We start from the raw sequence: 22,938 nt of genomic DNA on the forward strand, positions 1-22,938 counted from the left end.
CTTATTCTCCATTATTGTTTGCGAAGGAGAAAAAGCACTTGAGATGATGGATATCCATTTGCTTTTAGACCGTGACGCAGTTGAAAAGCTTTAATTGCTTCGCGAGAGGCTGTTCCGATTTTTCCATCAACATTCCCTTTATAATAGCCCAGTGTCTTTAAGCGCGATTGCAGTTCTTTACATTCTTGGAAAGTAATAGATTGAAAAGGTCTTTGCCAATTATGCACCAATCTAGGATGTCCAGCAATGCGATCAGCAAGAAGGCCAACAGCAAACGCATAACGATCTGCATTATTATAATGTTTCAGAACAAAGAAATTTTTTGTGACTAAAAATATAGGTCCTTTTGCTCCATCTGGATATTTTAATGTTGCTTGTTCAGCTGATGTAGGAAGAGGGTGCCCATTTGCGTGTTTTACACCTAATTTTTTCCATTGTTCAAAGGAATACCAGCCTTCAGGAAGGGTTTTCCTCTGCGGCACTTTTACCTCTACTCCCCAAATAAGATTAGGTTGCCAGCCATTTTTGTGGAGAAGGTTAGCAGCAGTAGCCAGAGCATCTGGAACAGAGTTCCAGATATCACGCCGTCCATCTTGGTCCATATCAACTGCATAGGCGAGATAACTGCTTGGAATAAATTGTGTATGCCCCAATGCACCGGCCCAAGATCCAGTGAGTTGAGAGCGTTTAATTTCGCCACTTTGTAGAATTTTCATAGCAGCAATCAGCTGTGTATATGCATATTTTGCACGTTTTTTATCAGCATAGGCTAAAGTTGCAAGAGAGCGAATGGTATCACGCATTACACTTTTATTAGCTAAAACCTTCCCATAGTTGCTTTCCATTGACCAAATAGCAAGCAGAATATTGCGATCAACACCAAAACGTTTTTCAATTTGAAGAAGCCATTTGTTCCATTTTTGAGTTTGGCGTCGTCCTTCCTCAATTGCAATATCATGGACACGATTATCGAAATAGTTCCATGAAGGAGCAACAAATTCCGGTTGGTATGCGGCGCTTTTTAGAACTTCTGGATCAATGGCATTAACACCTTTAAACGCCATATGAAACGTAGAGGGGGTAATATTGTGAGCAATAGCTATTTTTTTAAATTCTTTAATCCAGTGTTTAAATCCGCTATCAGCATATGAAAGGGGTGCAAAAAACATTAAAAAAGCAGAAAAAATAACGGCAGATCCAGTGAGAAGAGTTCTCCAAGCTATTGACTTCTCTAAAAAAGAGAAAGTCTTCAATTCTGTTTTTTGCATTTTGAAATCCCCATTAATATTCAATTCATTAGATGTGCAATAACTTTATTTTGTATTTAGTTTAATCGATAATATGATCAAGAAGAGGAAAAAACTGAAATAAATAATACGTTTTAATCCCTTCAATAAATTCTCAGACTCTTTTTACATTTTTATTGCTCATTATAATGATAATCAAAACAATAAGATATCTTTTTTACCATTTCGTAAAAACATATGATAAATAAAACAAAAAAGTTATATGAATTCATTGAGGAGGGTGAGTGTGCGTAAAATCCGGAAAGCAGTATTCCCAGTAGCAGGTCTTGGTACGCGTTTTCTTCCTGCGACAAAAACGATTCCTAAAGAAATGCTAACAGTTGTTGATAAACCTGTTATTCAATATGTTATGGATGAGGCGAGGGAAGCTGGTATTGAGCATTTTATTTTTGTAACTGGACGTAACAAAGCCGTTATTGAGGATTATTTTGATGAGCAAGTTGAATTATATACGACACTTGCTGAATGTGGAAAGAAAGAAGATCTTGCACATTTATACCGTTTACAGCCATTACCAGGGTCAACTTCTTTCACTCGGCAACAACAACCTTTGGGATTAGGGCATGCTCTTTGGTGTGCACGTGAATTAGTTGCAGGGGAACCTTTTGCTTTGTTATTACCGGATATGTTGATACAAGCGAAAAAGGGCTGTCTTTCTGAAATGATGAGCCTTTATGAAAAGGTGGGTGGGGGAAATATTATAGCAGTTCAGGAATGCGATCCTAGAGAAACACATAAATATGGTATTGTTGGGAAAGGCAAACAGATTGCAAATGGTTTTGAAATCACAAAAATGGTAGAGAAACCAGCACAAGGTACGGCACCATCAAATTTGTACATCAATGGACGTTATATTTTGCAGCCAGAAATTTTTAATATTCTTTCCACTCAAGAACGGGGAACAGGAAATGAAATTCAATTAACAGATGCTATGATACGGCTTTCAAATGAGCAAGATTTTTGGGGTTTGCAAGTAAAAGGGCGCACTTTTGATTGCGGTTCTAAAGCTGGTTTTATTGAAGCCAACGTTGCATTTTCTTTGGCACGCGCTGATATGCACAGCCACGTTTCTGCTTCATTGAAAAATTTACTAGAAACCATTAATGTCGAAAAGTGATATAGATCTCTCGCTTAATTTTATTGATCGAATTTGATTATGACAATACCGTCTCCTCATATGGCTTTGCAAGGTGCAGTAGCATCAGCGCTTAAAACACTTGCTAGTGAAAAGCAGGGGCTTGAAGCTCTTGAAAAAGCTCTTCTGGAAAGTCTTTCTTCTTCTTTTGAAGCGGCTGTTCAAACTATTAGAAATGCTCGTGGACATGTGGTTATTACTGGTCTTGGAAAAAGTGGTCATATAGGGACAAAAATTGCAGCAACCTTAGCCTCAACTGGAACACCTGCCTTTTTTGTTCACGCTGCAGAAGCCAATCATGGTGATCTTGGTATGATTGGCTCTGATGACGTTATTCTTGCTTTATCATGGTCTGGTGAAACTCAAGAGTTAAGTGGTATTATAAGTTATGCTGCGCGTTTTCGTATCCCCCTTATTGCGATGACATCAAGTAAGCACTCTGTGTTAGGACGACAAGCTGATATTGTACTATTATTACCAAAGATAGAAGAGGCTTGCCCCCATGGTTTAGCGCCTACAACTTCAACAATTATGCAATTGGCAATGGGAGATGCATTAGCGGTTTCTCTTTTAGAAATGCGTGGTTTTACCGCAACGGATTTCAAAATATATCATCCTGGTGGTTCCCTTGGTGCAAGCCTTAAATACGTGTGTGATATTATGCATGAGGGTGATAATATTCCTTTGGTTATGCAGGGAACAGCTATGACTGAAGCGATGAATGTTTTGGTGGAAAAACATTTTGGTTGTGTTGGTGTTGTGAATCAAGAAGGTGAACTAATCGGAATTGTAACTGATGGCGATCTTGCACGTAACATTCATTTTAATTTATCAAAATTTAATGTTGACGAGGTGATGACCAAAGCTCCTAAAGTTGTAAAGCCAAATACACTTGTTGGTGCAGCAACAGCTTTTATTAATGATCATCAGATTGGTGCATTTTTTGTGGTTGAAGATAAAAAACCGATAGGAATTGTTCATTTTCATGATCTTTTGCGCATTGGCGCTGCTTAGATTAAGCTTCCCTATCAAATAAAATGTTATTTTAGGTTGAAATAGATTGAATGATACAAAGTTACAATTTTATTGTGAGGTGGCTTTACTGATATTTTGTGGAAGAAAATAATTATTTTACGCATTTCATAATGTTTAGAAAATTTTCAGGGTAAAGATTATACTAGCCTCTTTGCGTATTTTAGAGAGGATTTTCTATCAGGAGGAGAAAGGATATCGCCTCCTGCTTAATGTGTGTGCTCCCTCTGTTCTTAAGAGAGGTTTCCCTTGTACTTTGTTTAAGATTTCCGCTTAAGGAAAAACTGTGCTCCTGTATGTGAGGTGCAGAGAAGTTGTGTGGCGTCATATGACATTGTACAATTGACTCTAGAAATTGTTCCACGGAGAATAGAGCGTATTTCAATTTCTATATTTTGGGCATTGAGATAATTATATGCTCCTTCTGATAGTTTTTCTTTTGTATCTGCTGCATGCGTTTCAAAAACACCATTGTGGAAAGAAGAAATAATACCATTCTCATCAACCCATTTTCCATCAATTCCAGTTGGCATATTTGAGTTATAATATCGCGAAAAGTTACAGGCACTTAACAGCAAGGCGGTAATTGTAAGACATAAAATATGATAGGTATGTTTCATTTATTGCACTCTATTTAGATTATTTTGCTCTCTAGTTTCTATAACATTATTAAATTACCCCATGAGTCAATATGAAAAATTTGATAAAAATCAATGAAAAAGCAAAAAAATGGAAAAAAATGCCTTAATGTTGTATTTAATTGACAGCTTGATGAAGTTCGTAAGTGAAACACAAGAGGTAAAATATTTCTTATGGTTTACAACAATTTTTATATTAAGCTGCTAAGTAGTCTCAAAGGAGATTATTAACATTATGGTTGGTCCCATTCTTGTTGCGAGTGAAGATTATGGAAGACGTATAGAACTTTCTTCTATGCTGCGAGGTTTTGGTTATCGTGTCATTGAAGCAGAAAATGGTCTCCGTACGATTGATCTTTTACACAGGCGTAAAAACATTGTGCTTGCACTCCTTGATGTCGTTATGAGTGATTTGAGTGTGAGCGATTTGATTAAAATGATTAGAGTTGCTGGTGTTTCTGTTCCTATTGTCGTTATAGCACAACAAGAGAATCAGCATTTACTCCAGAAAGCTTTAACAGCTGGAGCTATTGATTATTGGATCCATCCAGTAACATTATTACGCGTAAGAGTTACGTTGGATATCCTTGCTCTTATTTCTGCCTTGGAGCATGAGGTTCGAGATATTCGGCGAAAAAAAGAGAATCATTTACGGTTTTCTGATCTTTGCGTAAAAAGTAGAGCTATGCAGATAGTGTTAGAACAATCGAGACAAGCAGCAACTTCTTTACAGAATCTTTTGATAGAGGGGGAAGCTGGAACAGGACGTGAGACATTAGCTCGGATTATTCATCATGAGGGATTATTTTCGGAGGGTGTTTTTGTTCGCTTTCAATGTTCAGCCATCGTTGATCCAGAAGAAGAAAATCAGCAGTGGTTTAAAGAATTCCTACCATTGGTTTCTTCTCTTGAAAAAGGGACACTTTGCCTTTGTGATATTGATCGACTTGAGCCCATACAGCAAAAACGGTTTGCTCATTACCTTAAAGAAAGGGAAAGGGATACAAAAGGAGATTTTTTTCCTTTTCGGATCATCGCTATTTCAACATCGCGTTTAAAGGACTTGGTTAATGAGAACTTTTTTTTGCATAGTTTGTTTGAACAATTTTCTCACTTGTCTATTAGCGTTCCTGCTTTACGAGAATTAAGGGATGATTTTCCAGAGATCACACAACGTTTGATTGATCGCATTATCACAGAAACAGGGCGATCACATGTCCATGGTTTAGCAGGCTCTGCTCTTTCCTTGCTTATGCAGTATGATTGGCCTGGCAATAGAAATGAGCTTGAAACCTTTTTATTTCGTGCGATTTTACTCAGTGAAGGACCGTTATTAACTGTTCGAGACTTTCCGCAATTAATGGGAAATTCATTAATGAATGTTCCCAATATCATTGAGGGTAATATGCAAGAAGATAATGAGCAAGAATCGATAAAATTTTTGAATACTGATGGGCATGTACGTACTTTTGCAGAAATGGAGCATGATATTATAGAGAAAGCGATTAAACATTATAAAGGACATATGAGTGAGATTGCGCGTCGCCTTCATATTGGTCGCTCTACACTTTATAGAAAAATGGAAGAATTGAGAGCAATAAGAAATCAAGAACGAAAATAAAATTCATAACAAATTTCTCTTCATGACAAGCATGCGTTTCAAAAAATAGAGTGAATTTTGATAAAGTCCGTGGGGGAAAGCTGAAGAAAACAATCATTTATTATAAAATTTATCTATAGAGGATGATTTTGTTGATTTAAATCAAATATAAATTTTATGTGACTATTTTAATCGTTTGTTTCAATTTATACAATTTTAGTTAAGTTTACATTTATTAAAACAGAGAAGCATTTTTAAAAACTTTTAAATACTACCGCTAAAATTTTTGTATCATCAATATTAAATTTATACTCTCTTAAGCAAGAAGTGGCATTTTACCTGCTATACGATTAAGATAAAGTGATTAGTGTTATTGTTTGCATTACTGATGATGTGATAGTTTAAAATAGAAAGTTTGCCCTCTTTGACTCTTTTACAGATTGTTATTGGTTTTGTCCTCTTTTTTTTTATTGCATCTATGTTGGCAATCTACACCTATGGGCGTTTTGTGAAAAATGCTAGGGGGCAATGTTCTTATGCGTTACCTCTTCAGAAAGATGAAACTAAGCTTGATCGTATCGTCAGTCAATTAGCTGAGAAAGAAAATGGATTGGGGATTGATAAAGATGCCCTTTCTCTCATTATCAGCAATTTGGATGCGTTTTGTGTTCGTGCAATAGGAGCTGCAGAGGCTGGGCGTAGCCTTGATCTGATGTATTATATTTGGGATGATGATTTAACGGGGCGCCTATTATTAAGTGAAATAGTTGAGGCAGCTGATCGAGGGGTTCGGGTACGGCTTCTTTTGGATGATATTAATGCTCAGGCACGTGATCCAGCTTATATTGCGCTAGATAAACATCCTCACATTGAGGTGAGAATGTTTAATCCAGGGCGATCGCGTAAAGGTGGTTTACGCCGTGGTTTAGAAATTATATTACGGGCAATTACTGTAACACGTAGAATGCATAATAAAGCTTTTATTGTTGATGGCAGGGTCGCTTTTGTAGGAGGACGTAATCTTGCAGATTCTTATTTTGATGCTGGTAAAGAATCCCATTTTCGAGATTTAGATTTGATGTTAATCGGTCCTTCTGTTAAAAAGGTAGAAAGTATCTTTGATGATTTTTGGAATAGTGCTGTTGTTTTGCCAATTCATACTTTGGTTGTTCCTAAAAGCGCAAGTGATCTTAGCTATTGGAAAGATAAATTACGAAAGTTTCGTGATTCCAAAGTTGCAAAAGTTTATTTAGATTATGTCAAAGAGCACATTAACTTTAATTGTTTTATCCAAACAGGAAAGCGGTTATTTTTAGCAGACAAAGTTGTTGTTCTTTCTGACCCTCCAGAAAAAGCATTGCGTAAAAAAGCAAGTAATTGGCTTATGAAGGCACTTTCAAAGGTTATTGGAAATGCCCAAAAAACGGTTCAGATTACGTCACCTTATTTTGTTCCTGGTAAGGTTGGCACGCAGAATTTTAGTAATTTGGTTTCAAAGGGTGTTGATGTCAAAATTCTGACAAATTCTTTAGCTGCTACTGATGTAGCATTAGTGCATGGTGGTTATGTACCTTATCGTAAGGCATTGTTGAAAAGTGGTGTTAATCTTTATGAATTAAAAGCGGAAGGCAATACTCATGGGTTACGATTGTTTCGATCGAGTAAGGCAAGTTTACATGCCAAAGCTTTTTTAATTGATCGTAAAACAGCTTTTATTGGATCTTTAAATTTTGATCCAAGATCAGCATCATTAAATACAGAAATGGGCATTCTTTTTGAATGTGCTCCCATTACAGCAAGATTAGATTTGTTGTTTTCTGAAGAAACCACAGGGGAAATGAGCTATCATCTGCGTCTTGGTGATAATAATCGTATTTATTGGGATTTTATTGAAAATGAAAAAAAATATAGCATTGACTATGAGCCAGAAAGCAATTTTTGGCGTCGCGCATTTGCAAAAATAATAAGTTGGTTACCTATTGAATCACAATTGTAAATTTTTATAAACCACACTTAAAAAAAATATTTATTTTTCTTTTCATTTTGTTTGTAGCATGGCATAATTTTTTGCCAATCTACCATGTATGAGAACCGCAGTTGTATTTTAAAGCTTCTTGCGGTGTTTTATTATAAAAGGAATTTTGATATGGCAAAGATTGTTGAAACGGGGACAGGTGCATTGGCACTGACTTTTGATGATGTACTTTTACAACCCGGTCATTCTCTTGTTATGCCTAGTCAAGTGGATCTCAGTACGCGCATTGCAGCGGATATTAAGCTCAATTTGCCATTGCTTTCTGCGGCAATGGATACGGTAACAGAATCGCGTTTGGCAATTGCTATGGCTCAAGCTGGTGGTCTTGGGGTTATTCATCGTAATATGTCTCCTGCAGAGCAGGCAGAAGAAGTTCGCCAAGTAAAAAAGTTTGAATCTGGTATGGTTGTTAATCCAGTCACCATTGGACCAGATGCAACACTTGAAGAAGCAAAATCTTTGATGCGCTCTCATGGTATTTCCGGTATTCCGGTTGTTGAAAATGGTGCTAAAGGTGAAACTGCTGGACGGCTTGTTGGCATTTTGACAAATAGGGATGTGCGTTTTGCATCGGATCCTAAACAAAAAATTTATGAATTAATGACGCATGAAAATTTAATCACAGTGCGTGAAAATGTTCAACTCAATGAAGCGAAGTATCTTTTACATCATCATCGTATTGAAAAATTATTAGTTGTGGATGAACAGAATCGTTGTGTCGGACTGATAACAGTTAAGGATATTGAAAAAGCAAAATTAAATCCAAACGCTGCCAAAGATTCACAAGGTCGCTTGCGTGTTGCAGCTGCAAGTAGTGTAGGGAACGATGGGTTTGAGCGGGCTGAACGATTAATTGATGCAGGCGTTGATATTCTAGTAATTGATACTGCACATGGACATTCTCAGCGTGTATTAGACACTGTTGAGCGTATTAAAAAAATGACGTTTTCTCCAGCTATTATTGCTGGTAATGTGGCGACTGCTCAAGCAACACAGGCTTTGATTGACAGTGGTGCGGATGCTATAAAAGTTGGGATTGGTCCTGGTTCTATTTGCACAACGCGAATTGTTGCAGGTGTTGGTGTTCCTCAGCTTGCAGCCATTATGAATGCTGCAGAAGTTGCTGAAAAAGCGGGCATTCCCGTTATTGCTGATGGGGGGATAAAAGCTTCGGGTGATTTTGCTAAAGCCTTAGCAGGTGGGGCTTGTGCTGCTATGATTGGCTCTCTTTTAGCGGGTACAGAAGAAAGTCCTGGCGAAGTTTATCTTTATCAAGGACGATCCTTTAAAGCTTATCGCGGCATGGGATCTGTTGGTGCTATGGCACGAGGATCGGCAGATCGCTATTTTCAAGATGATGTTCGTGATGAACTTAAGTTGGTTCCTGAGGGTGTGGAGGGGCAGGTGGCTTATAAAGGTCCTATAGCATCAGTTCTACATCAGCTTGCTGGTGGACTTCGTGCTTCGATGGGGTATGTTGGAGCAAAAGATCTCGTAGAGTTTCGTGAAAAAGCAACGTTTGTACGTATTACGAATGCGGGACTCCATGAAAGTCATACGCATGATGTTTCTATCACACGAGAGAGTCCAAATTATCGTGGGCCAGTTTAAAGATACAAGAGCCTAATATCATATTGCATAAATATAAAATTTGCCGAGAACAAGAAAGAGAGACTGCGCTTTTTCTGTTTGTAATTTGGTGTAATAATCCCAAAAAGGAAAGAATTAGAGGTTAAAACTCTAATTCTTTCTGTTAAGACTATATGAAATAAGTTATATAAAATTAGAATTAACTTTTTGTTGTCTTCCGTCCAGTCTTTGACGCACGTTGGCGAGTGTTTGTCTGATCACTTTGAACGGATTTCTTTCCGTTGTTTGAGGGCATTGTATTATGACGGCTTTTAGACGAAGTTGTTTTTCCATTATTATAAGTCATTATTTTCTCCTTTAAAATTGTCTGGCAGTTGCCATTAGAGTAAAAACGGTCATGCCAAATAGTGGTTCCAAGCATTTTCTAAAAAGTTAATTTTTTTGTTGAACGTAAGATGAGCTTGTTTAATTTTATGAGAAGATTTTTTCTATTGTTCAGACAATCCTCGTAAACTTTATTTTACGCCAATAAATTAAAGAGTTTGTTTTTTTCGTAATGCATGGCGGAAATAAGTTTTTTATGGATGGCTACGTATCTTTTAGTATAAGAGGTAGAAGGATAAAAAACGAATGGGCAGAAGATGAAAGGAAAAATTTAGATACTCTAAATTGGATCTTATAAAAAAGTATGATCAGATCGTTTTAAGATTGAATGTAAATTTTTTATGGCGTTGAGAAGGTTTCATTGGCAAGAAGGCGATAATATTATTTTTTAGATGCTTTAAAATTTTATTATTTTAATGGGAGAAATGAATGCGATTAGGTGGGCGTTTGCAAGCAGCAATAGATGTTCTCACAGAGATAGAAATGAAGCATCGCCCAGTAGGAGAAGCTTTAAAGGATTGGGGTCTTTCTCATCGCTTTGCTGGAGCAGGTGATCGTGCAGCTATTGGTACAATCGTTTATGATGTTTTAAGACGACGTTATTCTTTACAATGGCGTATGGAGAGTGATGATATCCGAGATATCGTTTTTGGTGCCTTATTAGATTCTGGAAAAATGACGCTGGAGCAAATTGACGGTGAGTTGACAGAAGATCGGTTTGCACCGCAGTTATTAGGGGCTAAACAGCGTAAATCGTGGCAAGGTCAGCAATTAGTGGATGCTCCAGACTATATTCGTGGTGATATTCCGCAATGGTGTCAAGCGCATCTGCGTCCTTTATTTGGTGATAATTGGATCACTGAAGCGGCTGCGTTAGCAACGCGTCCTTCTTTAGACCTACGGGTAAATAACCTAAAGGCAACACCAGAAAAGGTGCTGAAAGAATTAGCAAAAACCAAACTTAAATCTTTTCCATGGTTTGGGCAAGCTTTAAGAATTGCACCGATTGAAAAGTTTAATCGTCATCCCAATGTTCAAGTGGAACCAGCTTTTCAAAAAGGACACTTTGAAATACAGGATTTAGGATCTCAAATTGTTGCTCACCTTGTGGAAGCGCAAGAGAGCATGCAGGTATTAGATTATTGTGCAGGTGCTGGTGGCAAAACATTAGCTTTAGCTTCCGATATGAACAATCGTGGGCAAATTTATGCTTATGATTCCGATAAAGCGCGCTTAGCTCCTATTTTTGATCGTCTTCGACGCGCTGGTGTTCGTAATGTACAAACACGAGCACAAAAAGAAGAATTGAAGCCATTAATAGGCCAGATGGATAGAGTTCTACTAGATGCACCATGTAGTGGGACAGGAACATGGCGTCGTCGTCCAGATGCGAAATGGCGTTTAACATTAGAACAAGTGAAACAACGCCAAACAGAACAGAGGGCTATTTTGAATGAAGCGATAGCTTATCTTAAGCCAAATGGGCGCTTAATCTATATTACCTGTTCTCTTTTTACAGATGAAAATGAGGAACAAATTTCCCATTTCCTTCAACAACATTCTCATTTTTCTCCAATAGATATGCCAGCGCTTTGGCAGAAACATTTTAGTTTTTCTCCTGTGCAACCAGTTTTTTCAAATTATGGACTTACTTTGTCGCCGGCCACAACACAAACAGATGGGTTCTTTTTATCTGTGTTGCAAAAAAAACATTGATCCATATTCTTACACTTTTTATCATAAACTTTACGAGAATAATCTTTTTCTTAAGAAAACAGGCTTGTGAAAAGAGAAAGATTAAATCATAACTCTCATGAGTTTTCTTTTACAATTGTTGATTGGTTTTCTATGAGCATATCACATCCAGACACTGTTCTTATTATTGACTTTGGTTCACAAGTTACACAACTTATTGCACGACGGGTACGAGCAATGGGGGTATATTGTGAAATTGCTCCTTTTCAATTGGCTTTAGAAGCTGTGCGCCGCATAAATCCTAAAGCTATTATTTTATCAGGGAGTCCTTATTCCGTTATTGATGAGGGCTCTCCGCGTGCTCCAATGGAAATTTTTGAGGCGGGTGTTCCGATTCTGGGTATTTGCTATGGTGAACAAGTCATGTGTATTCAGCTTGGAGGAAAGGTTGAAGCTGGACATGAGCGTGAATTTGGGCGTGCTTTTTTGGAAGTGCAAGAAGAGAGTGCCCTTTTTGATGGAGTGTGGGAAAAAGGTTCTCGTTATCAAGTATGGATGAGCCATGGTGACCGTGTGGCAGCTTTACCAGAAGGTTTTCGTGTCATAGGAACCTCAAAAGGAGCTCCCTATGCGGCTATTGCGGATGAAAAAAGACATTTTTATGCGGTACAGTTTCATCCTGAAGTTATCCATACACCGGATGGTACAAAACTTTTGCAAAATTTTGTTCATAAGATCTCTGCTATTAAAGGCAATTGGTCAATGGCTTCTTATCGTGAGCAGGCAATTGCTACGATACGACAAAAAGTTGGGAAAAGTCGTGTGATTTGTGGTCTTTCAGGGGGAGTGGATTCATCTGTTGTAGCGGTACTCCTTCATGAAGCTATAGGAGATCAACTGACATGTATTTTGGTAGACCATGGGCTGATGCGCAAGAATGAAGCTGAAGAAGTTCTCACGCTCTTTCGTGATCATTATAATATAGAGCTTATTCACGTTAATGCTGCTGATGTGTTTCTTAATGCTTTAAAAGGTGAGACAGATCCAGAAAAAAAACGCAAAACAATTGGTCGCCTTTTTATTGAAGTTTTTGAAGAAGAAACGAAAAAAATAGGAGGTGCAGAGTTTTTAGCACAAGGAACACTTTATCCAGATGTTATTGAGAGTGTGTCTGCTATTGGTGAAACGGTAACCATTAAAAGCCATCATAATGTGGGTGGGCTACCAGAACAGATGAAGATGAAACTTGTAGAACCGTTACGTGAGCTCTTTAAGGATGAGGTTCGCTCGCTAGGACGAGAGTTAGGGCTACCGGAGCAGTTTATTGGTCGCCATCCTTTTCCAGGTCCCGGCCTTGCAATTCGGTGTCCAGGTGCTGTAACACGTGAAAAATTAGAAATTTTACGCGAAGCAGATGCTATTTATCTTGAGGAAATCCGTAAGGCCGGTCTTTATGATGAAATTTGGCAAGCTTTTGCTGTTCTTCTTCCAGTTCAAACTGTTGGTGTTATGGGGGATGGTCGCACTTATGAATTTGTTTGTGCTCTTCGCGCCGTCACATCTGTAGATGGAATGACTGCTGATTTTTATCCTTATGATATGGCGTTTTTAAGTAAGACAGCAGCACGTATTATTAACGAAGTTAGAGGGATTAATCGTGTTGTATATGATGTAACCTCAAAGCCTCCTAGTACTATTGAATGGGAATAATTAAAATGAAGGATAAGTCTTTTAAGAATAAAATATGACTGAGGGTTTGATATTCGAAAAGTGTAGAAAAAATCATTTAAAAATGATTGTGTATTTTCATATGATATAAGCTTTTATCTGGCAATCTGTACGTCAATATCGTTTAAAATTGAGAAGTGTGGGATTTTGCATGTCTGAGAAAAAAGTTGTTGCACACCGTGGAGGAGCTCATCTTTATCCTGAAAATACCCTTTCGGCATTTAATAATGCTATAGCGTTAGGTGTTGATGAAGTTGAATGCGACGTTCATTTGCTAAAAAGCGGTGAAGTGGTTGTCTTTCACGACTTCCGTCTAGACCAATTGGTTGGAAAAAAGGGGTATATTCACGACATTGATAATGAAACACGCAAACAACTCTGCATAAAAGGAAGCCAAGAAGCACCTCCCTTATTAGAAGAAGTGCTTGATCTTTTAGCACCAACGAATGTTGCGTTGCATCTTGAAATCAAAACATGTGGTGAAGTGGAGCGTGAAACAATATTATCCCAAAAAGCGCTTGCACTAATAAAAAGCCGAAATTTATCAGAACGGGTTTCTGCAATTAGTTTTGATCCTTTTATCCTTCGTCCTTTTATTGAAGCAGGAATACCATCTGGTCCATGTGTTGATAATTTCGAAGGTGATATGTACCGTCATTTTTCTGAATGGAAGCAATTAGGTTATTCTGATCTAAGTTTAGATGGCTCTATTGTTTCACAGAACTTTATTGAATCAGCTCTTGAGGCTGGTTTTACTGTAGGGGTATGGACAATTAATGGAAAAGCTCGGTTATCATATTGGCTTGATATGCCTGTACATTATATTACGACAGATCAACCTGATCTCGCATTGCAATTGTGTGCACAAAGGTAAAAATACATCAACACAAAAGGAACTATATATCTTCATAAAGTTAGCGTAATGAAAGAAGAAAAATTATCTAATATACGACAATAATACATTGATTTATAATCATAATTAATATTTTATTCATGTGAGTAAGAGACCTTAATACGTAAGATTCTCTTATTTCAAATATTTTTACAATGAATCAATCAAAATCATTCGTTTGTACATTACAAGCAGGGTTGGTGTGTGGATAAAAAATGATTGAGAAAAGAATAAAAATATTCATTTAACGTATTTTAAATGCAAGATTTGTTGAAGCATTAGGATCGCACATGATGATGTCGTTTTGTACTTTTATGAAGTGTAAAAATGATGGCATACAAAAAGTCTTATATACTTTAATGGAGAGGCTTTAGGGCTTATTTTATAGGTGCTATCATGAAATGTAGATGTATTGAAAGATTTTTTAACAGCATGGAAATTGGTTATACAGTGTCATTTTGTTTTGCGTGAGGGGTGTGATCTTGTTACAGGGAAAGAGACTATTAAGCGCTTCAAAATGATTTTCTTAATTTTAAAAAAATTCTATTTGTCTCTTCTTTAAATTCAGTAGCAACATCGTGTTAAAGTTATAAGCCGAAAGTTATAAGACAAATAATAAAAGAATAAACAATTCTTTTTAAAAAAGTAAATCCAGATATTAAAATAGTCATTGAAATGATATTTACGATCTATATCTTTTTACCAAGTGACTTTTCTTATTTAAGCCATCTCACTTTTTTCAGATAGTTACAAACGCGTATTTCGTGAATACATAAGAAAGCTTATAAAAGAAAATAAATAAATTTAAACAAATTCATTTGACCTTTAGGTGGTTCCTGTTTAAATGAGAGAATATGTTTCTGAAATAAAACTGTCATAGCATGTTCATGTGTAATACTATAAATTTAGGGGTAGTTTGTATTCCATCACTTCAGAAAGGGTGAAGCATGAGTCGTTTTTATCTTTCCATAGCGGCCACGGTTGCTATCATAATGTCCACAGCGGGGATGACAGAAAGTTTTGCACAGACAAAAATCAGCTTTTGGCATTCTATGAGTGGTGAATTAGGAAAGCAAACTGAAAGTCTCATTAACGATTTTAATGCAAGTCAATCTGAGTATAAAGTTGTTTCTTCATTTCGCGGTGAATATGAAGAGGGATTGATTTCACTCATTGCAGCATTTCGTGGAAAGAAACAGCCAGTACTTGCTCAAATTTATGACGTTGGTACTGGAACTATGATGGCTGCAAAAGGCGCAATCTACCCATTTTATCAACTTATGGCTGATACAAAACAAGAATTTGATCCTACAGATTATTTCCCTGCTATTAGTGGTTATTACTCCGATGAACAGGGACGTATTGTCTCTATGCCATTTAATATTTCAACACCCATCCTTTATTATAACAAAGATATCTTTAAAAAAGCAGGGCTTGATCCAGAACAGCCTCCTAGAACGTGGCAAGATATAGAAAACTTTTCCAAGAAAATTCTTGAGACTAAAGCGGCAACTTGTGGTTTTACAATGGCTTATGCCGCTCAATGGATTGGTATAGAAAATTTTTCAGCGTTGCATAATGTTCCTTTTGGAACGAAGGAAAATGGCTTTAAAGGACTTGATTCAGAACTTACATTTAATGGACCTTTACAAGTGCGTATGTGGACTGACCTGAAAAAGTGGTCTGATCAAGGTATTTTCCGTTATGGTGGTCCAGCAGGTGCATTAGATTCAACACCAATGTTTATGGCACAAAATTGTGCAATTTTTATGCAATCTTCAGGATCACATGCTGGAATTGTTTCTGAAGCTCAGTTTAATGTGGGGGTTGGTATGCTACCGTACTATAAGGATACAGAAGGAGCACCACAAAATTCAGTTATTGGGGGAGCTTCTATTTGGGCGTTTAAGGGCCATACTCCAAAGGAATATGCTGGGGCAGCCGCTTTTCTTAAATTTCTTTCAAAAACAGAAAATCAAGCAAAATGGCATCAGGAAACAGGTTATCTCCCAACCACAAAAGCGACTTATGAATTGAGCAAAAAACAACATTTCTATGAAAAAACGCCAGGTGCGGATATAGCTATCAAACAGATTAATCTTAATCCACCAACAGTTAACTCAAAAGGGATAAGATTTGGTAATTTACCACAAATTCGTGCCATTCTTGATCAAGAGTTGGAAGCTGTTCTTAGTGGTTCAAAAACGCCGAAAGATGGTTTAGATGAGACCGTTGAACGTGGAAATAAACTCTTGCGTGAATTTGAAAGATCTAATCATTAATTTCGTTTTATTGTTAAACATTAAAGACTCAACAAAAACGGTTGAGTCCTTTTTGTTTACTTTTTTAAAGTCTCTACATTTAAAGAGCCCTATGAATGCAAGAAAAACATGCATATTTTAAAAATAGTCTACTTTCTTACGGACTGCTTTTTCCTCAGCTTCTTGTGACTTTTTTGTTTTTCTTTTGGCCTGCTGCTCAAGCAATAAAATCATCTTTTGAGCGTGAAGACCCTTTTGGCTTTACAACAACCTTTATTGGTTTTGAGAATTATCTAACCGTTCTTTCTGATCCTACTTATCGGCAATCGCTTTTTACAACCGCAGTATTTTCCATCTCAGTTACTGTCGCTTCAATGACAATATCACTTCTCTTAGCTGTCTGTGTTGATCGTGTCATACGTGCAAAAAAGGCTTATACAATGCTTTTGCTCTGGCCCTATGCTGTTGCTCCAGTATTGGCAGGTATATTGTGGCTGTTTATCTTTCATCCTACCATCGGAATTATCCCTTTTTTTCTCGAGAAAATAGGGGTGCTATGGAATTATCGTATTAATGGCACTCAAGCAATGATTCTTATTGTCATTGCGGCTAGTTGGAAACAAATTTCTTACAATTTTCTCTTTTTTCTTACAGGTCTTCAGTCTGTTCCGCGTTCTCAAATAGAAGCAGCCGCCATTGATGGTGCTGGTCCCTTTAAACGATTTTGGACAGTGGTTTTCCCGCAAATTTCACCAACGACGTTTTTCCTTCTTATTGTCAATGTCAATTATGTTATGTTTGATACTTTTGGTATTATTGATAATACAACTTCTGGAGGTCCTGCGCGTGCAACGAGCATCCTCGTCTATAAAGTATATGACGATGGCTTTAGAAATCAAATAATCGGTGCATCAGCTGCACAATCAACAATATTGATGTTGATGGTTATTGTCTTAACGTTTATCCAGTTTCGCTGGATTGAGCGCCGTGTACAATATTAGGAAACAAATTATGGTTGAAAATCGCCCTGTTTTGAAATTTCTAACCCATATTATTCTCATTGTTGGTATTATCATTATTTGCTTTCCAGTTTATGTTGCTATCATTGCATCAACTCATAGTTCAGCAGCATTTAACTCAGGAACACTTCCTCTTTTGCCTGGGAAATATGCTCTGGAAAATTATAAAACAATCTTTGGTGATGGCCTTGCACAGCTGGGTTTGCCCAACCTCTGGCCACTCTTAATGAATTCATTCATTATGGCTCTTGGGATTAGCGTTGGAAAAATTATTATTTCACTTTTGTCTGCTTATGCAATTATTTACATGCGCTTTCCCTTCCGAAAAACTGCTTTTGTTCTTATTTTTGTTACATTGATGCTCCCTGTCGAAGTTCGTATTCTTCCAACCTATGAGATTGTTGCAAAATTGGGGATGGTCAACACCTATAGTGGAATGATTATTCCACTTATTGCATCTGCGACCGCTACATTTTTATTTCGCCAGTTTTTTTTGACTGTTCCAGATGAACTCTTAGAGGCGGCACGTGTTGATGGTGCAGGTCCAGTTAAATTTTTTAAGGATATTCTTCTTCCTCTTAGTAAAAGCAATATTGCTGCTTTATTTATCATTATGTTCATTTATGGATGGATACAATATCTCTGGCCTCTTATCATCACAACGGATCAAAATCATCAAACGATCCTTATTATTTTAAAACAGCTTATTGTCGAATCACTTCAACATGATCCTCAATGGAATATACTCATGGCAGTATCGGTTGTTGCCATGGTTCCCCCTGTTCTTGTTGTTATCTTCATGCAGCGGCTTTTTATCAAAGGCCTTATTGAAACGGAGAAGTAATTGTGGCCATAATCCAGTTATCAAATATAAAAAAACAGTATGACAACGGCATTCTGGTCATTGATGATTTAAACTTAACTGTTGCCGATAAAGAACTTCTTGTTCTTGTCGGTCCTTCAGGGTGCGGAAAATCGACCTTATTACGTATTATAGCAGGACTTGAACAAGTTACCTCAGGTGAATTATGCATTGATAACGAATGTATCAATGATCGTGAACCAGCTGATCGTGATATCGCTATGGTTTTTCAAAATTATGCCCTTTATCCCCATATGACAGTTCGTGGAAATTTAGAATATGGTCTTAAAAATCGTAAAACTCCTAAAGAAGAAATTAAAAAACGTATCGCACATGCTGCAAAGCTTTTGGAGATAGAACCATTTCTTGATCGTAAACCACGACAATTATCAGGAGGACAACGTCAGCGTGTTGCAATGGGGCGTGTGATTGTACGTCAACCCCGTGTTTTTCTCTTTGATGAACCTCTTTCAAATCTTGATGCAAAATTACGGGCGCAAATGTGTATTGAAATAAAAACACTACAGCGTTCATTAGGAACAACGAGCCTCTATGTTACCCATGATCAACTAGAAGCTATGACATTAGCTGATAGAATAGTCGTTTTGAATAAAGGAGCTATCGAGCAAATTGGAACACCAATGGAAATTTACGATACTCCAGCAACAACATTTGTTGCTGATTTTATTGGTTCTCCTCCTATGAATTTTCTTGATCGCTATGTCTTAGAACAACATTTAGGGCATTCATTTTCTTATGGTGAAGAAACTGATCTTTTAGCATTCAGACCTGAAATAATCTTATTGGGCGAACATCCAGATAAAGGGCCTGTCTTTCACACAAAAATTGAGCTTATCAAGCTTATTGGAACAGGTTGCCATGTTTTAACGCGTTGGAATGGTATCATCTTTACGATTGAAATAAAAGAACGCTTGACACACGACTATGGTCAAAAACTAAGTTTCACTGTTGCTCATCAGAATTTTCATACTTTTAATAAAAACACAGGAAAGCGCACAAATAATAAGTAAGCATTAATTGATGTGATACGACTCTCTTTTATGCTGCGTCATGATAATGGTGTGTTTTGACTTGCTCAATTACATTTACAAACTCAGGTTGTAACCGATGGGATTAAAAACAAAATTTTAACAGTTTTGGTAATGATCTATTGTCCCATAGCGCTGAGAATGTCAAAACATTTATATGAAGAAATTTTGCATTTTCACGGTCTGTAAGAAGAATATAATTTTCAAACATCATTTTCATTATAAAAAATATCAATATAGAATAAATCTTTATTAACCATATTTTTACTCATTTATAATTTTGTTATAAAAAACAACATATTATAATATGTTTCTTGATGTAATAATTTATGTGTATTATAAAAGCAAATGAGAGAAATAGAGAGAAAAAATGAGTTACAGATAAGGAAGGATGCGCCCCATATCTGAGCTTTGATCCCTAACATAAGAAGTCTATTTGATGCACAAAATACGACGCTGTTCTAAATAATCTCTACGAGAATAGGCGCATTCTATTTTACCGCTGGCCATATGATCTAAAATAGTTTCAGAGCTCCTATAAGAAGCATTTGTTTTTTTTTACCAATCACATAAATTAGAGAGAAACCTATGCGCGCATGCTGCAAGTTTATTTTTTCTCATGTAAATCACTATGCAATTCTCAGCAAGGGTATCTGATAAGTTGCAAAAAATCACTGAGAGATAGAAGGCGTGCTTGTTTTAGAATTTTCATTACTTTTAGCGATAAAAGCAGATGAAACACATCTGTAACATCTCATCGATTTTTTCTATATTCTTGAGTTAAAAATTGCCTGTAGATCATCCTCAAACAGATCTTTATGAATATAACATAAGGGATCGATGCGAACATCTATAAGAATCAGCAGAGACAAAGACAATTATGTTATTGTTTTACAAAGCATTTTATAAAAGCTGGTATATTTTTTCAATATATTGCCAGTCTATTAATGGTTTTATGATATTACTTTCTTATAAAGCGCGTGCTTTTTGTTGCTTATAAATCAACCTAAACTTTATACAGCAGTATGTTTGAGAAAAATATGAAGACGGTTCGGTGTTGTATTCAGTTTTTGTATGCCAGAGTAGAATAAGTTTATCTGCTTGTGTAATTTCTAAAATGAGGAGACAGCTTAATTTAGGCAGAATATGAAAGCATCAAATAAAAAATAGATTTTATCTTTATCATCATCTTTTAATTTAGCATTGCAATTTTCAAAAACATCTAAGCCAATGTCTCTTACATAATGGCAATTAAGCATTGCCGAACACATTTTTTTACGTTCTTTGAATAAAATTGCATCTCTCATACAAAACAGAATACCTAAACAGAAGGCTGTTGGGTTGCCAATTTACGCACTTTTTTTAAAAAATATCTTGCAAGGTTGTTCCAACTATTTTTTCACGCAGTCGTTTATAAGTAGTATAACATAAAATCCATTGTGTATCGCCATCTTTATGCTTATAAAAATGCAAGCTGGGGCCATTATCATACTCTCTTTCAGTCTCCAACATTGCAACAATTATTGTGTTGAGACTCTTCATAAGAGGCATTTTTTCTTCAAGTGGTTTTTATTCATACACTAATTCTACTTGCATGTTATAAAGAAGTTGGATAAATAAAAATACTTTAAGAAAGAGACACCAAATTCTTCTTATGAATCGTTTCAAGTGTCGAGAGTTATTGTAAAAGAAGCATTGAAAAATAGAATGCTACTGCTGACAGTTTGGGCACCATGAGGCGATAAATCCACTTACTTTATCTATCTTAGAATCTATAGAGTATAAATTTCTCTGTAAAAGTAACTTTATTTCATATCAATGTTATCAATTATAGCTGTTGGGGCATCATTAGTAACATAATCATAGACTTACGATTTTATGAACTCTTTTTTATCTCTTTTATAGAAGATCTTAATGTTTTGTGATAGCATCAATGATGGTATTCACATTATGTTCCATCATATCGAGATAAGTTGCTGCAGGGCCATTTTTGTTTGACAATGCATCAGAATAAAGTGTTCCACCAATTGTTAAGCCTGTTTCTTTTGCAATCTGTTTTATGAGACGGGGATTAGAGATATTTTCAACGAATAGGGCAGTTGCTTTATTCGCTTTAATTTGTTTTATAAGTTTAGCAACATCGGCTGCGGTTGCTTCAGTTTCTGTTGAAGCACTTTGAGGGGCAAGGATAGTAAAACCATATTCCTTGGCAAAATAGCCAAAGGCATCATGAGATGTGATAATGATACGTTTATCTTTAGGAATGGTAGCAATTTTTGTTTTCAGGGTATCTTGTGCTATTTTAAGTTTTTGGATGTAGGTTTCGGCATTTTTTTTGTAGCTGGTACAGGATTGTGGATCGATTTTACAAAAAGCAGCAGCGATATTCTTCACATAGATTTTGACATTGGGAATTGTTTGCCAAGCGTGTGGATCAATAACGCTGTGGTGGTGATGGGCATTATGTTCTTGATTTTTCATTTTGAGGGAGGGAATGTTAGCGCTAACTTCGACAAGAAGTGCTTTTGTACCACTTGCTGTAATGAGGCGATCAATAAATCCTTCTAAATGAAGCCCGTTGATGAAAATAATTTGAGCATTTCTAAGAGCCTGAGCATCATGGGGGGTAGGTTCATAAGTGTGAGTATTCGCATTGGGACCTACAAAAGTGGTCATAGAGATATGGTTGTCTCCTACATTTTTTACGAGATCTGCAAGAATAGAAAAGCTCGCAACAACTTTGATTTTATTGTGTGCAGAAGCAGAAAATGGAGAAAGGGCAAGCAATAAAGCTCCAAGAAGAACAAATTTTTGAGCAAACTTAGGCACATTTTTTTCCTTAAAGTGAGGAGGTATAAAAGAGGTGGGGAAACCATGTTACAATAAAGCCACGTGGACTTATCAAACAGGAAACAAGATAAATAAATCCTGCGGCAATGATGATAGCAGGGCCGGAGGGAAGTGAAAGATGAAAAGAAAGCAGGAGACCACATACGCTAGAAATGATTCCAAAAAGAGTGGAAAGCGCGCAAATAGGGCCTAGCCGTGAAAACCAAAAACGGGCTGTAATGGCTGGAATCATCATAATACCAACGGAAAGTAATGTTCCTAGTGATTGAAAGCCTCCAACCAGATTCAACACCACAAGTCCAAGCAATGAAATATGAATATATTTACTCAATGGAGAGAGTGATTTAAAAAAGAGGGGATCAAAGCTTTCTAAAACGAGTGCACGCCAAAAAATACAAAGGCTGCAGAGTGTAATCAGCATTATAGTAGCGATTAACCAAAGGGCTTGTGCATCAAGTGCAAGAACCGATCCGAATAAGAGATGAAGCAGCTCAATTGTTGAGTCTTTCAGTGAGATAATAATAACACCTGCTGCGAGTGCAATAAGATAAAAGACGGTCATGGATGCATCTTCTTTCTGAAAGCTGTTTCGTGAAATCAAAATGGTTGCTAAAGCAACAATAAGACCAGCGAAGATGCCACCAAGTGTCATAGATATGAGGGAAAAACCACAAATCAGAAAAGCAATTGCAACACCAGGAAGAATGGCATGAGAGATAGCATCTCCTGTCAAGCTCATTCCACGGAGCATCAAAAATACACCAACAGGACAAGCGCTAATAGACAGAAAAATAGAACCGATAAGGGCGTTTTGCATAAATTGGAAATCAACAAAGGGGGCAAGAAAAAATGTATACACGT

17 protein-coding genes are annotated in these 22,938 nt (G+C 36.8%); 12 read left to right on the top strand and 5 right to left on the bottom strand.

All coding sequences use genetic code 11. The features are described 5' to 3' along the window. Positions 1–11 precede the first annotated feature (11 nt). Positions 12–1,268 carry a lytic murein transglycosylase gene (locus ACFINR_RS03260; protein ID WP_375652494.1) on the bottom strand — a complete coding sequence of 419 codons (1,257 nt, stop codon included), beginning with the start codon at positions 1,266–1,268 and terminating at the stop codon, positions 12–14. 265 nt (positions 1,269–1,533) lie between these two features. On the opposite strand from ACFINR_RS03260, the gene ACFINR_RS03265 reads away from it, so the two are divergent. Both ACFINR_RS03265 and ACFINR_RS03270 read left to right on the top strand, forming a co-directional pair. Continuing rightward, positions 1,534–2,424, top strand: a complete 891-nt coding sequence (locus ACFINR_RS03265) for a UTP--glucose-1-phosphate uridylyltransferase (protein WP_375613281.1) — start codon at positions 1,534–1,536, stop codon at positions 2,422–2,424. Between the two features lie 39 nt (positions 2,425–2,463). Beyond that, a complete protein-coding gene (locus ACFINR_RS03270) occupies positions 2,464–3,456 on the top strand; it encodes an SIS domain-containing protein (RefSeq protein WP_375652495.1) in 993 nt (330 codons plus the stop codon). 278 nt (positions 3,457–3,734) lie between these two features. Here ACFINR_RS03270 and ACFINR_RS03275 read toward each other — a convergent pair whose 3' ends face one another. Then, positions 3,735–4,094 (bottom strand): hypothetical protein, encoded by a 360-nt coding sequence (locus tag ACFINR_RS03275; RefSeq protein ID WP_375652496.1) that lies wholly within the window; start codon positions 4,092–4,094, stop codon positions 3,735–3,737. 253 nt (positions 4,095–4,347) lie between these two features. On the opposite strand from ACFINR_RS03275, the gene ACFINR_RS03280 reads away from it, so the two are divergent. The 3 genes from ACFINR_RS03280 (at position 4,348) to guaB (ending at position 9,358) form a co-directional block, all read left to right on the top strand. Further along, on the top strand, positions 4,348–5,733 hold the full coding sequence (locus ACFINR_RS03280) for a sigma-54-dependent transcriptional regulator (RefSeq protein ID WP_375611848.1): 1,386 nt from the start codon (positions 4,348–4,350) through the stop codon (positions 5,731–5,733). A 403-nt stretch (positions 5,734–6,136) separates the two neighbouring features. Beyond that, a complete protein-coding gene (locus tag ACFINR_RS03285; protein WP_375632273.1) occupies positions 6,137–7,708 on the top strand; it encodes a phospholipase D family protein in 1,572 nt (523 codons plus the stop codon). Between the two features lie 150 nt (positions 7,709–7,858). Beyond that, positions 7,859–9,358: an IMP dehydrogenase gene (gene guaB, locus ACFINR_RS03290; RefSeq protein WP_375613284.1), complete on the top strand. Its 1,500-nt coding sequence runs from the start codon at positions 7,859–7,861 to the stop codon at positions 9,356–9,358. A 178-nt stretch (positions 9,359–9,536) separates the two neighbouring features. On the opposite strand, the gene ACFINR_RS03295 is transcribed toward guaB, so the two are convergent. Next, entirely contained in the window at positions 9,537–9,683 is a 147-nt protein-coding gene (locus tag ACFINR_RS03295) for a hypothetical protein (RefSeq protein WP_273722522.1), read from the bottom strand. 467 nt (positions 9,684–10,150) lie between these two features. Between ACFINR_RS03295 and ACFINR_RS03300 the strand changes: the two genes are divergently transcribed. The 7 genes from ACFINR_RS03300 (at position 10,151) to ACFINR_RS03330 (ending at position 19,209) form a co-directional block, all read left to right on the top strand. Then, positions 10,151–11,437: an RsmB/NOP family class I SAM-dependent RNA methyltransferase gene (locus tag ACFINR_RS03300; protein WP_375621173.1), complete on the top strand. Its 1,287-nt coding sequence runs from the start codon at positions 10,151–10,153 to the stop codon at positions 11,435–11,437. Between the two features lie 132 nt (positions 11,438–11,569). Next, entirely contained in the window at positions 11,570–13,126 is a 1,557-nt protein-coding gene (gene guaA / locus ACFINR_RS03305; protein WP_375652546.1) for a glutamine-hydrolyzing GMP synthase, read from the top strand. 169 nt (positions 13,127–13,295) lie between these two features. Further along, on the top strand, positions 13,296–14,018 hold the full coding sequence (locus tag ACFINR_RS03310; RefSeq protein WP_375652497.1) for a glycerophosphodiester phosphodiesterase: 723 nt from the start codon (positions 13,296–13,298) through the stop codon (positions 14,016–14,018). Between the two features lie 965 nt (positions 14,019–14,983). Next, on the top strand, positions 14,984–16,318 hold the full coding sequence (gene ugpB, locus ACFINR_RS03315) for a sn-glycerol-3-phosphate ABC transporter substrate-binding protein UgpB (RefSeq protein ID WP_375618067.1): 1,335 nt from the start codon (positions 14,984–14,986) through the stop codon (positions 16,316–16,318). Positions 16,319–16,413: 95 nt separating this feature from the next. Beyond that, positions 16,414–17,298 (top strand): sn-glycerol-3-phosphate ABC transporter permease UgpA, encoded by an 885-nt coding sequence (gene ugpA, locus ACFINR_RS03320; RefSeq protein ID WP_375627662.1) that lies wholly within the window; start codon positions 16,414–16,416, stop codon positions 17,296–17,298. Between the two features lie 10 nt (positions 17,299–17,308). Then, positions 17,309–18,160, top strand: a complete 852-nt coding sequence (gene ugpE / locus ACFINR_RS03325; RefSeq protein ID WP_375613289.1) for a sn-glycerol-3-phosphate ABC transporter permease UgpE — start codon at positions 17,309–17,311, stop codon at positions 18,158–18,160. Positions 18,161–18,162: 2 nt separating this feature from the next. After that, a complete protein-coding gene (locus ACFINR_RS03330) occupies positions 18,163–19,209 on the top strand; it encodes a sn-glycerol-3-phosphate import ATP-binding protein UgpC (RefSeq protein ID WP_375613290.1) in 1,047 nt (348 codons plus the stop codon). A 1,929-nt stretch (positions 19,210–21,138) separates the two neighbouring features. Here the strand turns inward: ACFINR_RS03330 and ACFINR_RS03335 are convergent. Then, positions 21,139–22,056 (bottom strand): metal ABC transporter solute-binding protein, Zn/Mn family, encoded by a 918-nt coding sequence (locus tag ACFINR_RS03335; RefSeq protein ID WP_375613291.1) that lies wholly within the window; start codon positions 22,054–22,056, stop codon positions 21,139–21,141. Positions 22,057–22,066: 10 nt separating this feature from the next. Next, positions 22,067–22,936: a metal ABC transporter permease gene (locus ACFINR_RS03340; RefSeq protein ID WP_375630000.1), complete on the bottom strand. Its 870-nt coding sequence runs from the start codon at positions 22,934–22,936 to the stop codon at positions 22,067–22,069. Positions 22,937–22,938: the final 2 nt, after the last annotated feature.

This window comes from Bartonella sp. AP19HLJMH, from assembly GCF_042196245.1.
Taxonomy (GTDB): domain Bacteria; phylum Pseudomonadota; class Alphaproteobacteria; order Rhizobiales; family Rhizobiaceae; genus Bartonella.

What these genes read in the sequence shown, in the direction of transcription:
- guaA (WP_375652546.1), top strand. Translation starts at nt 11,570, where the DNA reads ATGAGCATATCACATCCAGACACTGTTCTTATTATTGACTTTGGTTCA.
- ugpB (WP_375618067.1), top strand. Translation starts at nt 14,984, where the DNA reads ATGAGTCGTTTTTATCTTTCCATAGCGGCCACGGTTGCTATCATAATG.
- ACFINR_RS03310 (WP_375652497.1), top strand. Translation starts at nt 13,296, where the DNA reads ATGTCTGAGAAAAAAGTTGTTGCACACCGTGGAGGAGCTCATCTTTAT.
- ACFINR_RS03300 (WP_375621173.1), top strand. Translation starts at nt 10,151, where the DNA reads ATGCGATTAGGTGGGCGTTTGCAAGCAGCAATAGATGTTCTCACAGAG.
- guaB (WP_375613284.1), top strand. Translation starts at nt 7,859, where the DNA reads ATGGCAAAGATTGTTGAAACGGGGACAGGTGCATTGGCACTGACTTTT.
- ACFINR_RS03270 (WP_375652495.1), top strand. Translation starts at nt 2,464, where the DNA reads ATGACAATACCGTCTCCTCATATGGCTTTGCAAGGTGCAGTAGCATCA.
- ACFINR_RS03260 (WP_375652494.1), bottom strand. Translation starts at nt 1,268, where the DNA reads ATGCAAAAAACAGAATTGAAGACTTTCTCTTTTTTAGAGAAGTCAATA.
- ACFINR_RS03280 (WP_375611848.1), top strand. Translation starts at nt 4,348, where the DNA reads ATGGTTGGTCCCATTCTTGTTGCGAGTGAAGATTATGGAAGACGTATA.
- ugpA (WP_375627662.1), top strand. Translation starts at nt 16,414, where the DNA reads ATGCAAGAAAAACATGCATATTTTAAAAATAGTCTACTTTCTTACGGA.
- ACFINR_RS03275 (WP_375652496.1), bottom strand. Translation starts at nt 4,094, where the DNA reads ATGAAACATACCTATCATATTTTATGTCTTACAATTACCGCCTTGCTG.
- ACFINR_RS03295 (WP_273722522.1), bottom strand. Translation starts at nt 9,683, where the DNA reads ATGACTTATAATAATGGAAAAACAACTTCGTCTAAAAGCCGTCATAAT.
- ugpE (WP_375613289.1), top strand. Translation starts at nt 17,309, where the DNA reads ATGGTTGAAAATCGCCCTGTTTTGAAATTTCTAACCCATATTATTCTC.